Origin of the sequence: Streptomyces sp. NPDC001852 (genome assembly GCF_042891825.1) — a bacterium.
In the GTDB taxonomy this organism is placed as follows: Bacteria; Actinomycetota; Actinomycetes; order Streptomycetales; family Streptomycetaceae; genus Streptomyces.
Map to the genome: position 1 here is coordinate 125981 of NZ_JBIATN010000019.1, position 15582 is coordinate 141562.

Annotated in this window: 12 protein-coding genes and 3 pseudogenes; 7 read left to right on the forward strand and 8 right to left on the reverse strand. The window is 73.1% G+C overall.

Features of this window, described 5'->3' with window-relative positions; genetic code table 11:
- Positions 1-37: 37 nt before the first annotated feature.
- The 5 genes and pseudogenes from ACFYZB_RS29610 to ACFYZB_RS29630 form a co-directional block, all read right to left on the reverse strand.
- The gene (locus tag ACFYZB_RS29610) at positions 38-748 is read right to left on the reverse strand and encodes a sulfite exporter TauE/SafE family protein (RefSeq protein ID WP_388763842.1); all 711 of its coding nucleotides are present in this window, start codon (positions 746-748) and stop codon (positions 38-40) included.
- A complete protein-coding gene (locus ACFYZB_RS29615; protein ID WP_388763844.1) occupies positions 745-2193 on the reverse strand; it encodes an amidohydrolase family protein in 1449 nt (482 codons plus the stop codon). Before ACFYZB_RS29615 ends, ACFYZB_RS29610 begins: the two co-directional genes overlap by 4 nt.
- Before the next feature lie 36 nt (positions 2194-2229).
- Positions 2230-3606, reverse strand: a complete 1377-nt coding sequence (locus tag ACFYZB_RS29620; protein ID WP_388763846.1) for a uracil-xanthine permease family protein — start codon at positions 3604-3606, stop codon at positions 2230-2232.
- Positions 3607-3755: 149 nt separating this feature from the next.
- Positions 3756-4556 (reverse strand): SAM-dependent methyltransferase, encoded by an 801-nt coding sequence (locus ACFYZB_RS29625; RefSeq protein ID WP_388763848.1) that lies wholly within the window; start codon positions 4554-4556, stop codon positions 3756-3758.
- 69 nt (positions 4557-4625) lie between these two features.
- Positions 4626-4886, reverse strand: a pseudogene (locus tag ACFYZB_RS29630) (hypothetical protein); the annotation flags it as partial.
- Between the two features lie 211 nt (positions 4887-5097).
- Here ACFYZB_RS29630 and ACFYZB_RS29635 point away from each other — a divergent pair.
- The 5 genes and pseudogenes from ACFYZB_RS29635 to ACFYZB_RS29655 form a co-directional block, all read left to right on the forward strand.
- A pseudogene (locus tag ACFYZB_RS29635) lies at positions 5098-5469 on the forward strand (LysR substrate-binding domain-containing protein); the annotation flags it as partial.
- 909 nt (positions 5470-6378) lie between these two features.
- Positions 6379-7083 carry an SDR family oxidoreductase gene (locus ACFYZB_RS29640; RefSeq protein ID WP_388763911.1) on the forward strand — a complete coding sequence of 235 codons (705 nt, stop codon included), beginning with the start codon at positions 6379-6381 and terminating at the stop codon, positions 7081-7083.
- Between the two features lie 111 nt (positions 7084-7194).
- On the forward strand, positions 7195-8163 hold the full coding sequence (locus tag ACFYZB_RS29645) for a threo-3-hydroxy-L-aspartate ammonia-lyase (RefSeq protein ID WP_388763850.1): 969 nt from the start codon (positions 7195-7197) through the stop codon (positions 8161-8163).
- Positions 8164-8310: 147 nt separating this feature from the next.
- The gene (locus ACFYZB_RS29650; protein WP_388763852.1) at positions 8311-9915 is read left to right on the forward strand and encodes an ABC-F family ATP-binding cassette domain-containing protein; all 1605 of its coding nucleotides are present in this window, start codon (positions 8311-8313) and stop codon (positions 9913-9915) included.
- Positions 9916-9966: 51 nt separating this feature from the next.
- Positions 9967-10065: pseudogene (locus ACFYZB_RS29655) on the forward strand (hypothetical protein); the annotation flags it as partial.
- A gap of 32 nt (positions 10066-10097) precedes the next feature.
- Here the strand turns inward: ACFYZB_RS29655 and ACFYZB_RS29660 are convergent.
- Positions 10098-10883: an SDR family NAD(P)-dependent oxidoreductase gene (locus ACFYZB_RS29660; RefSeq protein WP_388763854.1), complete on the reverse strand. Its 786-nt coding sequence runs from the start codon at positions 10881-10883 to the stop codon at positions 10098-10100.
- 162 nt (positions 10884-11045) lie between these two features.
- Between ACFYZB_RS29660 and ACFYZB_RS29665 the strand changes: the two genes are divergently transcribed.
- Together ACFYZB_RS29665 and ACFYZB_RS29670 are read left to right on the forward strand one after the other, a co-directional pair.
- Entirely contained in the window at positions 11046-11696 is a 651-nt protein-coding gene (locus tag ACFYZB_RS29665; protein ID WP_388763855.1) for a TetR/AcrR family transcriptional regulator, read from the forward strand.
- 118 nt (positions 11697-11814) lie between these two features.
- The gene (locus tag ACFYZB_RS29670) at positions 11815-13266 is read left to right on the forward strand and encodes a WGR domain-containing protein (RefSeq protein ID WP_388763857.1); all 1452 of its coding nucleotides are present in this window, start codon (positions 11815-11817) and stop codon (positions 13264-13266) included.
- A 132-nt stretch (positions 13267-13398) separates the two neighbouring features.
- Here ACFYZB_RS29670 and ACFYZB_RS29675 read toward each other — a convergent pair whose 3' ends face one another.
- Positions 13399-14982, reverse strand: a complete 1584-nt coding sequence (locus ACFYZB_RS29675; protein WP_388763859.1) for a glycerol-3-phosphate dehydrogenase/oxidase — start codon at positions 14980-14982, stop codon at positions 13399-13401.
- Positions 14979-15578, reverse strand: coding sequence for a TetR/AcrR family transcriptional regulator (locus tag ACFYZB_RS29680; RefSeq protein WP_388763861.1), 600 nt, complete (start codon positions 15576-15578; stop codon positions 14979-14981). Before ACFYZB_RS29680 ends, ACFYZB_RS29675 begins: the two co-directional genes overlap by 4 nt.
- Positions 15579-15582 lie beyond the last annotated feature (4 nt).

Here is a 15582-nt window from a genome sequence, read left to right on the forward strand (position 1 = left end):
CAAACGTTGCCTGCCGGGGCACTGGCGGCCGGCGAGATCACGTCCCGGCCATCAGCACCACCCCCGACACCAGGGCGAAGACAAGGACGAAGGCGCGCATCTTCCGCGCGTCGAGGCGCCGGTGCGCCAGGCGGCTGAGCCCGGCACCCGCCGCGAGCGCGGGCAGCAGCAGGAGCGCCCAGCCCATGTCCGCCGGACGGCCGCGCCCGGTGCCGAACAGCAGGACCAGGGAGGCGACTTCGCCCACCAGGAAGCACGCGGCGACCGTGGCCCGCAGCTCGCCGGGCGGCCGGTGCTGGTAGACGAGCGCGAGGGGCGGGCCACCCACGCCGGTCGCGGTCTCGGTCAGCCCGGTGACGACACCGGCTCCCAGGTAGGCGCCGCGCCCGGGCACGAACGACGGCACGACGAGGCTCACCACCGCCGCCAGCACCGTCGCCGCGCCGACGACGGCTCCGAGAGCGCCCGCCGGTATCGCCCACAGCAGCGCCAGCCCCGCCGGTGTCGCCGTCAGCCGAGCCGCCGTGATCCACCCGGCACCGCGCAGATCGAGGCTGTGCCGTTCGCGCCAGGCGACGTACAGGTTCAGCGGGATCATCGCGGTCAGCACGAACACGGGCAGCAGCCCCGGATCGAGCAGCCCCGCTACCGGCGCCACGATCAGCGCGAACCCCAGGCCGCTGGCCCCCTGCACGAACGCGGCCGCCGCGACGGTCAGCGCCAGCACCGCCAGCGTGCCGCCGCTCATCGCCGGGCACCGGGACAGGGCATGTCCCCGGCCGCCGGCCCGGTGTGCGCCACCGTCCGCTGCCGTGCCGCCACCGACGTCGGATGGGCCCGCGTGACCCCGGCGCGCCGTACCACGTGAGGGGCCAGCTCGGCCGCCCGGCGGACCAGTGCCGGTCCGTCCCAGTCCGGTGGCCAGCCGCGCCACAGGCGCAGGCGGCCGGCGACGAACACGGCGGTGAGCTGGTCCCGGTTGCCGCGCCGGACCAGCTCCCACGGCAGGTCCCAGGACGGCCGCATCTCCGGCCGGTCGAGGTCGGCCAGGAGGAAGTCCGCGGCGGCACCGGGCACGACCCGTCCCGTGTGCCGGCCGAGTCCGACCGCGTCCGCGCCGCCCGCGGTGGCCCGCTCCCACCACGTCCACCCGGCGCCGCAGGAGGAGTCCCCGCTGGCCAGGCCGTAGGTGAGCCGCTGAGCGAACTCCGCCGCGTCCATGAGCCGGAAGCCGTCCCCGCGGGTCCCGTCGGTGCCCAGCCCGAACCGGACGCCGCGCTCGGCGAAGGCGGTCGCCGGGGCGACGGCGTTGCCCTTCCACGCGCTGGCGACCGGGTTGTAGCTGACCGCTGCGCCGCTGTCGGCGAGCAGCGTGACCTCGTGAGGGGTGAGCAGCGTCGCGTGCGCGGCCAGCAACTGCGGGCCGAGAGCGCCCGCATGGTGCAGATGCTCCAGGGGCCGCAGCCCGTGCCGGACCAGGGAGCGCTCGACGGCGACGAGGTGCTCGTTCACATGGATCTGCACGACCGTGCCCGCGTCGGCGGCGAGGCGTGCCGTCGCGGCCAGCGTGTGCGCCGTCGCGGCCTCCGGCACGGACACGGCGAGCGCGGGACGGACCAGGTCGTCACCGCCGTAGCGCGCCAGGTGCTTCTCGGCGGCGGCGAGCACGGACTGCGGATCCGTGTCCGCTCCGGTGCCGTCCGGGACGTCGTTGCAGACGAGCCCCAGCACACAGCGGATCCCCGCGTCACGCGCGGCCGAGGCCACCACGTCCACGTCCACCGGGGCCCGGGTCCCCGACTCGGCGACCGTCGTGAAACCGCCCCGCAGGGACTCCAGCGCGGCCAGTTTCGCGGCGACGTAGGCCGACTCCTCGTCCAGGGCGCGCTCCAGCGGCACCCAGACCCTGCGGAAGATCTCCGACGGCTCCCCGAAGGCGAGGGCGCCGCCGAAGCTCTGCGTCAGATGGTGGTGGGCGTCGACGAAGCCCGGCATCAGCGCGTGCCCGGGCAGCCGGAGAGGGGTCAGCGACGGGTGGGTGCGGACGATCCGCTCGGCGGGGCCGACGTCGTGGAACACGCCGTCCCGCACCACCACCGCGTGCAGTTCCAGCGGGCCGTCGGGGGTCAGCGTCACGTCGGGGACCAGCAGCAGCGCCTCGTGGCGCAGCCGGTCGGGGGTCAGGTCGGTCATGCTTCTCCGTTGTTCGGCAGACGGCTGTACGGGACTTCAGGCACGGGCGGCCGGACTCGGTGCCTCGGCCGGCACGGCGGCACCGGTGTCCGCCGCGCGCCGCCCCAGGTGGTGGAAGACGACGTTGAGGACGGCGGCGACGAGGGCGCCCACGGCCACCCCGCTCTCCAGCAGGATCCGCACGTCGGACGGGAACCCGGCGTAGACGCCGGGCACCAGGATCGGCAGCAGCCCCAGCGCGAGCGCGACCGCGCAGGTCAACGTGGCCGTGTGGTCCTCCAGCCGGGCCCGGCCGAGCATCTGCACACCGAGTACGGTGATCACCGCGAAGACGACCATCGCGGCGCCCCCGACCACGGCCGGGGGCATCACGCTGATCGCGCGCGCGACGGGGGTCACGAAGCCGAGGACGACGAGGACCACGCCCGCGGCGGCCGTGACATACCGGCTGCGCACGCCGGTGACCCGGACGATGCCGATGTTCTCGCCGCTGGTCACCATCAGCGGCAGCCCGAAGCAGCCGCCGAGCAGCGAGGTCAGCGCGTCCCCGCGCACCGTGCGCGGCACGTCGGTGCGGACGTCGATGTCCCTGCCGACCGCCTCGGCGTTGATGACGGTCTGCCCGGTCGCCTCCGCCATGGACGCGAGGCTGTACAGCATCAGCGGCAGCGCGGCGAGCAGGTCGAAGACGGGTGTGCCGAACGGCAACGGCCTGGGAACACCGATCAGTTGGCCGGAGAGGGCGGAGCCCGGGTGGACCTGGCCGACGGCGAAGGCCAGGGCGGTGCCGGCCGCGAGGCCGAGCAGTACCGCGAGTTGCCGCAGGACCCCGCGCAGCAGCCGGGTGAAGACGACGATCAGGCCGATGGTGGCGAAGGCGAGCCCCAACCGGGCCGGATCCGCGAAGCCGGGCGTGCCGGGCTGCCCGGTGACCAGCAGCGCGCCGACCTTCACCAGATTGACCCCGACGATCACGATCATCGTGCCGATGACCAGAGGCGGGAAGAACCGCAGCAGCCGTGCGAACAGCGGCAGCACCAGGAAGGTGAAGGCTGCGGTGAGCAGCACCGCGCCGGTCGCCGTGCGCAGCCCGTGCGCTTGTGCGATCGACAAGAACAGGATCAGTGGCGCTCCGCCCGGCAGCATCACGAACGGCAGCCGTGGCCCGAACTTCCAGGGGCCGAGGGACTGCACGAGCGAGCCGATCCCGGACAGCAGCAGGGCTGCCGAGAGCAGGTCGACGGTGACACCCGGGCCGAGCCGGAGCGTGGCACTCATCAGGAAGATCGCGGAGATCGGCGTCGCCGCCATGACGAGGACGTGTTGGACGCCGAAGAGCAGGATCCGCCCGAGGGGGCGGGACTCGTCGACGGGATGTACGGGACGGGAGACGGGATGTACGGGACTGGACACGCGCGGGCTCCGTTCGGCTCGCTCGGCTCAGGCCTCGACGATCCGGCCGTGGACGGGCGGCCAAAGCGATGCGGCCAAATCGATTTGGCCGCCAGTATGGGGGTGCCTACCGGGGGCCGGTCAAGGGGTGGACCCCGAAGCTCCCGGATTCAGGCGTTCTTGCGGGCCACGCCTCCGTAGAAGCCGATCGCTTCGGAGCCCGGCGGCGGGGTGGTGTCCGGGCGCCAGAACGGAACCTGGGTCAGGCCGGGCTCGACCAGCTCGAACCCGGCGAAGAACCGCTCGACCCGGTCGCGGGACCGCAGGTTCATGGTCGCGGTCGCGCTGTTGTAGACGGCCTCGGCCTCGCTGCGGTCGTCGGCGAAGTCGCCCGTCGCGTGCGAGAGCACCAGGAAGCTGCCGGCCGGGAGCGCGTCACGCAGGGTCGCCACGATGCGCTCGGGCTCGTCCGCGTCACGGATGAAGTGGAGGATGGCGACGAGGAACAGGGCGACCGGCCGGCCGAAGTCGATGATCCGCCGGACCTCGGGATGATCGATGACGGACTGCGGATCACGCAGGTCGGCGAGCACGATGCTGGTCGTGCCGGCCCGGCTGAGCAGCGCGTCGCCGTGCGCCTTCACGATCGGATCGTTGTCGACATAGGCGACACGTGCGTCCGGAGCCAGCTCCTGGGCGACCTCGTGCACATTCGGCGAGGTGGGCAGCCCGGTGCCGATGTCGAGGATCTGGCGGACACCGCTGCCGATGACGTAACGGACCGCACGCTGCAGAAAGGCGCGGTTGGCCCGTACGGAGACCCACACCTCGGGCGCCGCCGCGGCCAGTTGGTCGCCCGCCAGCTGGTCCACCTCGTAGTTGTCCTTGCCGCCCAGGAGGTAGTCGTAGATCCGTGCGGGATGCGGCTTGCTGGTGTCGATGTGCACGGCCTGGCCGCCCTCCTGCGTCACCCTGTACTCCTCTCCACGACCGTCACGGCCTCGGTCCCGCAAACGGTTGGCCAAAGCTTGCCATATCAACTACTGGCTGCGCGCCGGGAGTTCCCGGAGCTCAGGACAGGCTGGTGCAGCGCCTGGCCGGCGGCACCCTCGTGGCCGCGCTGCGCCGTCCGGCCCCGGTACCGGATCGGGCCCCGCCACCACGGTGTTGGACACCCGGCCGATGCCCGCCGCCGTGAGGGTCACCGTGTCACCGGGCCCGAGTGGTGGCGGATCCTGCCGCCCGCGCACGCCCCACAGCTCGGCCGGACAACCGCCGTTGCCACAGGTGCCCGAGCCCAGGGGCCGCCAGTCCGGGCGGTCCTCCGCCGCGAGGGCGTGCAGGACGGGAAGGGACTCCTCCCACCGCTCCAACACCTCACGCGTCGCGGCCGGCGACCAGTGCGCGCCCTGCCCGAGGAGGCCCCAGGCATCCGGCTGAGCTTCCACCACCCGGCACCCTCGGTCGTGGAGAACACCGCCAACCGTGCTGAGAGCCGTCGACGGACTGCTCATGCCGCACGGTGTCATCGACGGCTTTCCCGCGGTCGACCTCTACAGCGACCGCTGGCTGTGCCTCGTCGCCGACGACCATCCCGACGTCGGCGACGCGCTCACCCTCGACCAGCTCGCCCGGCTGCCCTGGGCGGTGTACCAGCGTCCGTACGACGCTCCGGCCGCCCGGCAGCTCGGCATGATCGGCATCAGTCCCCGGGTGGAGGTCTCCGTGCAGACCTTCCAGCTGCTGCCGTGCATGGTCGAGGGCACCCGCCAGGTCGTGATGATCCAGGAACGGCTGGCCCGCGGCCGCGGCGCCGTCCGCTCCGCCGCGGTTCGCGTCCTGCCCTGTCCCTTCGAGGCCGTACCCGTGCAGGAGGCGATGTGGTGGCACCGGGTGCACGCTCAGGACGCCGCGCACATCTGGCTGCGCCGGAGGGCGGCGGAGGTGGGAGCGGGGCTGATGGGGCGCGAGGCGGGCCTGCGGTGCGTATCCGAACGACCAAGGAGCGCAACGAAGTCGGACACCACATCGCGTGACGCACCGTCCGGGGCGGATGCGCCTCCCCGCACCGGACCTGCCGCACGGGCCGGGACCTCGGACGCCGGGCCTGCCCCCTGTGAACCGGGCGCTCGTCACCCGGGCGGCTCGTTCCACTGGCCGGTGCGTCGGTGGTGTCGGATGGTCGGAACAAGATCGGTGAGTCGAAGCTTCGTCGGACCGGTCGCGGGTCGTCCCTCCGTGTCCGTGACGAGGCGGGCCGACGCGCCGGGGGCGGGGAACGGTGAATCCATGCGCTCGGGTCGTTCCCCGCTCTTCCCCTCCCCTCCCGTCCCGCCCTGCCCCGCCGCTCCCGCTCAGTGTGTGCCGGAGGAGTGCGCGCTCCGGCGCGCCGGAGACCGCCACCCGCCCGGGACCTCCTTGGTCGGCTTGTGCGGGAATCGGCGTTCGGCGTACCGCTGGGCCTGCCCCGCGGTCGCCGAGGTACGGGTCGAGCACGTCCTCGCCCGCGGGGCAGACGACCAGGCAGTAGCCGGACTTGTAACGTCGTCCGCTCCGGCCTCCAGGCACAGCGCACGGAGCCAGGCCGTGTCGATCACCGGGTGGTGTCCTGCTCGGTCATGCCCCCCCCTTCCAGCAGGGTTTGAATTCCAAACTCAACGGTCCCGTTCGGTTGACCCTCCCGGCGAGGGTGTCTGCGTGGGGTCGGGGCGCGCTCTGCCGGTGCGGTTGAAGTTTGAAACCGATCGGTTTACTGTGCTGGAAACCGATCGGTTTCCACATCTGGAGATGACCATGACTTCGATCAAGGACGCTGTCGCACTGGTGACCGGAGGCAGCCGTGGCCTGGGCCGGGCGCTGGTGGACGAGCTGTACGCGCGCGGCGCCGCCAAGGTGTACGCCACGGCCCGCAACCCGCGCACCGTGACCCACCCCGACGCCGTGCCCCTCGCCCTGGAGGTCACCGACCCCGCATCGGTCGAGGCCGCCGCGGCGCAGGCCCAGGACGTCACGATCCTGATCAACAACGCGGGTGTCTCGCTGGGGGCGACCTCCTTCCTCGAGGCCCCCGTCGACGACGTACGCCGCGAATTCGAGATCAACTTCTATGGGCCGCTGCTGGTCACCCGTGCCTTCGTCCCGGTCGTCGAGCGCAACGGCGGCGGACACCTGCTCAACGTCCATTCCGTGCTCTCCTGGCTCGGCGTCGCCGGCTCCTACAGCGCCACCAAGGCGGCCCTGTGGTCCCAGAGCAACTCCCTGCGCCTGGAGCTGCGTTCACGTGGCATCGGGGTCACCGGGCTGCACGTCGGCTACATCGACACCGACATGACCTCGAACATCGACGCACCCAAGTCCACTCCGGGCGACATCGCCGCCCTGGCGCTGGACGGCATCGAGGCCGGGGCGTACGAGGTGCTGGCGGACGACGTCACCCGGGGGGTGAAGGCGGGGCTCTCCGGAGATCTGGCGGCGCTGTATCCGCAGTTGGCCGGGTAGGACACTGGTGGCTGCGCCCGATGTTCCCTGGACAGGTCGTCGTCCCCCTTCGTAGAGTTCCTGTCCAAGAATGGAAAATCGGTCCAAGTGGGAAGGGGAGGGGAGACCACCATGGCCACCGCTTCGCCCGTAACGTTCGACGACGTCCGCGCGGCCGCCGCGCGCCTCGAAGGCGTCGCCCACCGCACCCCCGTCGTCACCTCGCGCACCCTGAACGCCCTCGTCGGCGCCGAGGTGTTCATCAAGTGCGAGAACTTCCAGCGCGTAGGCGCCTTCAAGTTCCGCGGCGCCTACAACGCGGCCGCCCAGCTCCCCTCGGACCAGCTCGCCAAGGGCATCGCCGCCTACTCGTCCGGCAACCACGCCCAGGCCACCGCCCTGGCCGCCCGCGAACTCGGCACCAGCGCCGTCATCCTGATGCCCGAGGACGCCCCGCGCCTCAAGCGGGAGGCGACCGCCGGATACGGTGCCGAGATCGTCACCTACGACCGCTACACCGAGGACCGCACCGCGCTCGGTACGGCGCTGGCGGCGGACCGCGGCCTGGCCCTCATCCCGCCCTACGACCACCCCCATGTCATCGCCGGACAGGGCACCGCGACCCTGGAACTCCTCGCGGAGACCGGCCCGCTCGACGCCCTGCTCGTACCTGTCGGCGGCGGCGGCCTGATCGCCGGCAGCGCCACCGCCGCCAAGGCCCTGCACCCCCGCATCCGGGTCGTCGGCGTGGAGCCGGAGGCGGGGGACGACACCAAGCGGTCCCTGGAGAGCGGTGCCCGCGTCACCCTGCCCGTGCCCCCGACCATCGCCGACGGACAGGCGCTGGACACGCCCGGCGAGCTCACCTTCGAGATCAACCGGCGCCTGGTCGACGCCATCGCCCTCGTGAGCGACGCGGAGATCGTCGCCGCCATGCGCTTCGCCTTCGAACGCCTGAAGATCGTGCTCGAACCCAGCGGTGCCACCGGCCTGGCCGCACTCCTGGCCGGCCGCGTCGACGACGTCCCGCGCCGCATCGGAATCATCGCCTCCGGTGGCAACATCGACACCGGCAGGTTCGCCGAACTCATCGGCGGATGATGCGAGTTGCGGCGCCGAGCGGAAAAACACCGGCGCCGCTCGCAGTCCGTCGGATACCGTGACCGCATGTCAACGCCCCGAATCTCCTAGCCGAGGACCCGCTTCCACGCCAGAAGTGTGTCCTCTCGCTGATTCGGAGCATTACAAATGATCACCGCTCGCGATGTCGAGCTGCGCGCCGGTGCGCGCCTGCTGCTGTCCCGCACCTCCTTCACCGTCTCCCCCGGGGACCGGATCGGCCTGGTCGGCCGCAACGGCGCCGGCAAGACCACCCTGCTGAGCGCGCTCGCCGGACGGTCCCGGCCCGCCGCCGGCACGATCACCCGCACTGGTCCGGTCGGCTTCCTGGCCCAGGACTCCCGCGCCACCCACCCCGCCACGACGGTCACCGACCGGATCCTGTCCGCCCGTGGCCTCGACACCGCCCTGCGCGACCTGCGCAGGGCCGAGGCGGCGATGGCCGACGCCACCCGCCCGTCGGCGCTGGAGCGGGCCATGAACGCCTACGCCCGCGCCGACGCCGCCTTCCAGGCCGGTGGCGGCTACGCGGCCGAGGCCGAGGCCGCCCGGACGGCGGCCGCACTCGGCCTGGCCGAACGGGTCATGGGCGAGCCGGTCGGCACCCTGTCCGGTGGGCAGAAGCGCCGCGTGGAACTCGCCCGCATCCTGTTCGCCGGAGCCGACGGCACCCTGCTCCTGGACGAGCCCACCAACCACCTCGACGCCGACTCGCTGACCTGGCTGCGCGGCTTCCTCCAGGGCCATCAGGGCGGACTCGTGCTCGTCAGCCACGACACGGCGCTGCTCGCCGAGGTCGTCAACCGCGTCTTCCATCTGGACGGCGGCCGAGCCACGATCGACGTGCACAACACCGGCTGGCACCCGTACACGACCCGTCGCGAGGCGGAGGAGCGGCGCCGCGCCCGGGAGCGCGCCGGCACCGAACGCAAGGCCGCCGCCCTGCACGCACAGGCGGACCGAATGAAGGCCCGCTCCGCCACCGCGACCATGGCCCGCAGCATGGCCCGCCGTGCCGACCGCATGCTGGCCGGGCTGGAACCCGCCCGGCGCGCCGAGAAGACCGCGCGGATCCGGCTACCCGATCCCGCCCCGTGCGGGCGGACACCGCTCGGCGCGCTCAGCCTGGCCAAGTCCTACGGTGACCACCGGGTCCTCGACGGAGTGGACCTGGCGGTGGACCGCGGCAGCCGCCTGGTCGTTCTCGGGCTCAACGGCGCCGGAAAGACCACCCTGCTGCGGATCCTCGCCGGCGCCGAACAGCCGGACACGGGACGGGTGGTGCACGGACACGGGCTGCGCCTGGGCTACTTCGCCCAGGAGCACGACACGCTCGACACCGGCCGCACCGTCCTGGAGAACCTGCAGGCAGCGGCACCGCACCTGGACACCGGCGAGGCCCGGCGGGTACTGGGCGCGTTCCTGTTCGGCGGGGACGACGCCGACAAGCCCGCTGCCGTCCTGTCCGGTGGCGAGCGGACCCGGCTGGCGCTGGCCGGCCTGGTCCACTCCGGGGCGAACGTCCTGCTGCTGGACGAGCCGACCAACAACCTCGACCCGCTCTCCCGCGACGAGGTCCTGGCCGCGGTCGGCTCGTATCCCGGCGCGATCGTCATGGTCACCCACGACGAGGGAGCCCTCGACGCTCTCCGCCCGGACCGCGTCCTGCTGCTGCCGGACGCGGCCGACGACCTGTGGAGCGAGGACTACCGCGACCTGGTCGCCCTCGCCTGAGCGAACTGCCGGGCACCGCCCCAACGACGGCCTTGTCCGTGCTGTACTCGGGTGCTGGTCTTCCGCGACCGGGACAAGAGCTACGGGCAGGCGCTCGGCGCCGGGGACCTGAACGGCGACGGCAAGGCCGACCGGCTGTCGGCCGGCTCCTCGGCGCCGCTCCCGCGGCGCCCCGACCGCGGTCAGAAGTGGGTGCCCCCGTCGATGCGGATCTCTGTGCCGGTGACGAACCTGCCGTCCTCCGAGGCGAGCATGGCGACGACCGACGCCACCGCCTCGGGGCCGGCGAAGCCCTGTCCGAGCGCGGGGGAGAGCTTGGCGAACAGGCTCGTGTCCGCGTCCTCGGGCAGCCCCGGCCCCCTGCTCTGCCCGCTGGCGCCGCTGCCGTCGGTCATCCCGGAGGAGATGGAGCCGGGCTGGACGGCGGTGAAGCGGATGCCCTGCCGGGCGTACTCGGCGGCGAGAGCGTGCGTCATCGACTGGATGCCGCCCTTGCTCGCCGCGTACGCCGCCATGTAGGGGTGCGCGAACTGGGCCGAGGTGGAGCTGAAGTTGACGACCGCCGCGGCGCGGCCTGCCAGCAGCGCCGGTATGGACTCGCGGATGACGAGGAAGGTTCCGACGAGGTTGACCTGCAGGATGCGGGTGAAGTCCTGGAGGCTCGTCTCGTGGGTGTGCGCGGAGCGCAGGATCCCGGCCGCGTTGACCAGCACGTCCAGGCCGCCGAGCGCTGCGGTCGCGGCGGCCACCCCGCCCCTGACCGAGGTCTCGTCGGCGACGTCGACGACCAGCGTGGTCAGGCGGTCCGCATGCGCCCCGGCCCGCTCCACGGTGTCCTGCAGACCGCGCTCGCTGACGTCCGCCGCGACCACGGTGCCGCCCTCGGCGAGGAGGCGCAGCACGGTGGCCTGGCCGATGCCCGAGCCGCCCCCGGTGATCATCGCGCGCCGGCCTTCGTAACGGTTCATGTCTTCTCCTCCTGCCCGCCCCGTCCGCGTGTGGCGTGGCCTTCACGACACCGGATCTCCTGCCGACCGGCGTCTCAGGCGCTTCACGTTACGCCTAGGTGGCACGTTTTGCCATTTCGTCATCGCGTGCCATGCCAGGGCGTCGGGCCGTACCCTTCTGGAGTGAGCACCAAGCCGCCGTCTTCTTTGACCGAGCGCCGCAAGGCCGCGACCCAGCTCGAGATCGCACACGCGGCGGCCGAGCTGTTCGCCACACAGGGGCCGCACGCGACCACGGCCGAGGAGATCGCCCGGCACGCGGGCGTCGCGCTGCGCACCTTCTACCGCTACTTCCGCTCCAAGCAGGACGCGGTGAGCCCGTTGCTCGCCACCGGAGCCGACCGATGGCGGGCCCTGCTGGAGGCGGCGGAACCGGGCACCGATCTGTTCCGGGCGCTGGAGACGGCGGTGCAGCGGTCCCTGTCGGCACCGGACGAGACGGCCGCCACGGCGCTGCTGCGCACCCGCGGGCTGCTGCGGGCCGCCGCCGACGACCCCGCGCTCCGCGCGGTCTGGTACCGCGTCAACCAGGAGTCCGAGGAACGACTCGTCCCGGTCGTCGCCCGCCTCGCGGACGGACGGCTCGGAGCGGTCCAGGTGCGCCTCGTCGCGGCGGCGGCCACGGACGCGATCCGGATCGCGCTGGAGACCTGGGCGGACACGGAAGCGGGAGTCACCGGCGAGGACTCACCGGCCGCGCTGGCCGTGCAGTGCCTGCGCCAACTGCTCGGCGGTATGAGCGCGTTGGCGCCGGACGGCGACGGCGGGGGTTAGCCCGCCGGTGCCTGCCCCGCCCGGGTGCGGCAGCCCGATTGTCAGTGGTCGCCCTTACGGTTCGATCAGTGAGGACCTGCGGGAAAGGCCGCGGGTCCGTGCTGGGGAGGGGTCTGCCATGACCACGGCGTCCGCGGTGTCGACGACCTATCTGGAGCTGTCGCAGGAGGGCGGCGGCGCCCACAAGTTCTATGAAGTGACCGTCGACGGCTCGGTGGTGACGGTGCGGTACGGCAGGATCGGCGCCGCCGGGCAGGTGCAGACGACGACCTTCCCGACCCCGGAGAAGGCCAGGGCGGCCGCCGCGAAGAAGGTGGGGGAGAAGGTCCGCAAGGGGTACGGCCCCGCGGTCCAGGGGCAGCGCGCCCCGCGCCCGGTGACCCGGCGACAGGTCAGCTCGGCTCCGTCCACCGCACGGGCCGTGGCTCCGGTGCTGTGGCGGTTCCGCACCGGCTCGGCCGCCTTCGGCATCCATGTCGACGACGAACACTGCTGGGTCGGCAATCAGGCGGGTGACGTCTACACCCTCGGCCACGACGGCGCCGTCCTCGCCCGGTTCGGCCTGCCCGACGGGGTGAAGTGTCTGGTCGCCGACGACTTCTGGATCTACGCGGGCTGCGACGACGGCAAGGTCTACGACCTCTCCTCCAAGCTGCCGTTCGCCGCGTACGACATCGCCGCCGACGTCGACATCTTCTGGCTGGACATCCACGAGGGCATCCTGAACGTGTCGGACCGCGACGGCCGCCTCACCGTCATCGACCATGAGGACGAGCACCAGTGGGCGCGCCGCAGCCAGGGCGAACACGCCTGGATGGTGCGCGCCGACGACCGAGCCGTCTACCACGGCCACCACCGGGGCGTCACCGCCTACGCGCCCGACGGCAGCGGCGAGTTGTGGCACACGGCCACCAGGGGCAGCGTGCTGTTCGGCTGGCAGGAGGACGCCGCCGTCTACGCGGGCACCCACCACCGCGTGGTCCAGCGGCTGTCCAAGACGACCGGCGCCATCGAGGCGACGTACGCCTGCGACAGCGCGGTCTACTCGTGCGCCAGCTCCCCGGGCGGGCGGTTCGTCTTCGCCGGGGACGCCGCGTCCTCCGTCTACTGCTTCGACCAGGACGGCACGCGCCTGTGGAAGCTCGGCACCGGTGGCGGCTCGGCGCTGTCGATGCAGTACCGCGACGGGCGCCTGTACCTGGTGACCACCGACGGCTCGCTGGTGTGCGTCGACGCGAGCGAGACGGCCATCGCCGCGGCCCAGCAGGGCACGGTTCCGGTGGCCCGGGACGTCAAGCTCGCCGCGGCCCTGCCGACCTACCAGCCCGCCACCGCCGTGGCCGCGGTGGCCACCGTCGCGCAGGCTCCGGCCGGAGCCGTCGTGGTCGAGTGCGTGCAGGAGGGCGGCCGGCTCCGGGTGCATGTGGCGTCCGAGGGCTACGACACCTCCTGGAACGTCCAGTTCCCGCGGGTCATACGCGAGCCGGGGGCCCGCTATGTCGTGGACGCCCTGCACCCGGCGGCCGGCGGCTTCTACCGCGTCCGCGGCGACATCCGCCGTCTCCTCTGAGGCTCCGCCCGCTGTGCGCCCCGCCCCGCCCGGCCGGCTCGCGCCCGACCGTACGTTCCTCGCCTCTGTCGCCAACTCCTGTTCTCTGCACGGCCGTTGAGGGCACACCCTGCGGCGCGGCCGGGCGTGACCTCAGGGTCGTACGCTCGCGGCCTCCGCCAGTACCTCCCGCGCCACCGACAGCACCTCGGCGCGGTCCGCCGGCACCAGTCCGATGCGGGTACGGCGGTCCAGGAGGTCCGATTCGTCCAGCGCACCCTCGTGCCGGACCGCCCACAGCAGTTCCGCGCGGGTGACCGGGTGGCCGGGCAGGACCGGCTCGGCCAGGGCGGGGTCCGCGGCCGCGAGGGCGTGGACGGCCTCGGCCTCGGTGCCGTAGCGGCGGACCAGGCGCCGGGGTGCGGACAGGGCGCGCAGGCGGCCGGGTGCGGCAGCACCGACCAGGGGGAGTGCGGCGGTGGGGGAGGGCGCGGCCGGAAGTCCCCGGGCGGCGGTCGCGGCGTCCACGGCGTCCTGTGCCATGCGCCGGTAGGTGGTGAGCTTGCCGCCGACGATCGTCGTGACACCGTCGGGGGACGTCAGCACCGCGTGCCGGCGGGAGATGTCGGAGGTGCGGGCGGGCGAGTCGGCGCGGCCGTCGTGCCCGGAGGTGTCGAGCAGCGGGCGCAGTCCGGCGAAGGCGCCGACGACCTCCTCCCGTGCCACCGGCGTGTCCAGGACCGAGCCGAGCACGTCCAGCAGGAAGCCGATGTCGCTCTCGGGCACGTCCGGGACGTCCGGGATGCCGCCCTCGACCGGCTCGTCGGTGAGACCGACGTACACCCGGCCGTCGCCCTGGGGCAGGACCAGGACGAAACGGTTGGTCTCGCCGGGGATGGGGATGTGCAGGCCGGCCGGCAGGGTGCCGAGCCGCTCCGAGCGCAGGACCAGGTGGGTGCCGCGGGAGGGCCGGATCCGGATGCCCTCGACGAGGCCGCCCGCCCACACCCCGGCCGCGTTGATGACCGCGCGGGCCCTGATCTCGCCCTCCTCGCCAGTGAGTTCGTCGCGGATCCGGGCGCCGGTGCCGGTCAGCTCCAGCACCCTGACCCGGGTCAGCACCCGTGCCCCCTGCGCGGCGGCCGTCCTGGCCAGGGCGGTCACCAGCCGGGCGTCGTCGGTGACCTTGCCGTCCCAGGACAGCAGTCCGCCGCGCAGCCCCGCCGAGCGCACCGACGGCGCCAGGTGCCGGGCCTCCGTCGCCGTCAGCCGGCGCGGGGCGGGCAGCACCTGGCGCGGGGTCCGGGCGGCCAGCCGCAGCATGTCACCGGCCCGGAACCCGGCCCAGGCCAGCGAGGCCTGGGCTCGGGGCACCAGCGGGGTCAGCGGCAGGACGAACGGCTGGGCGGCGACCAGGTGCGGGGCGGTCCTGGTCATCAGCACCCCGCGTTCGACCGCGCTCTCGTGCGCGACGTCGAACTGCGCGGAGGCCAGGTAGCGCAGTCCGCCGTGGATGAGCTTGGAGCTCCAGCGGGAGGTGCCGAAGGCGAGGTCGTGGGCGTCCACCGCGACGACGTCGAGACCGCGGGCCGCCGCGTCCAGCGCGGCTCCGGCGCCGGTCGCGCCGAGTCCGACGACCAGGACGTCGGCGACCCTGCCGTCGGTGGCCTCGGCCAGTTCTCGCTCGCGGCGGTGTGCGCTGAGGGACGAGCCGGCGTCGGCCCCGGTGTTGCTCATGGCGTGAGGGTCCTCTCCAGGAGGGTGCGCAACTCGCCGAGGAAGGCGGCGGAGTCGAGCTCCGGATCGTCCTCGTCGGTCATCGTGCGCAGGGACAGGGTGAAGGACTGCACGGTCAACAGCAGGGCACGGGCCTGCCGTTCGACGTGCCCGGCGCGCACGGAGCCGTCCGCGTGGCCCTCGCGCAGGCCGTCGGCGAGCAGTGCCAGCAGCGCCTCCTGGCTCGCTCCGCGGCGGTCGAGCACATAGGGGAGCAGCAGTTCCGGATCGACGTCGACGATCTTGCGGAAGAGCGGGTGCGACCGGAAGGCCTCGACGCCCGCGACCAGTCCGTCCACGATCCGGGTGCGGGTGTCCGTGCCGGAGGAGGGCTCGGGGATCGCCCGAGTGGCCACGTCGATCCACTCCCGGGTCATCAGATCACCGACCAGGGTCCGAAGATCCGGCCAGCGCCGGTACAGGGTCATCCGCGAGACACCGGCGCGGCGGGCCACGTCGGCGAGGGTGGTGCGGCGCACCCCGACGGCCAGCACACAGTCGCGCACTGCGTCGAGCACCTGATCGTTGTCCGAACCGTTGTGACGAATAGGCGTCATGTGT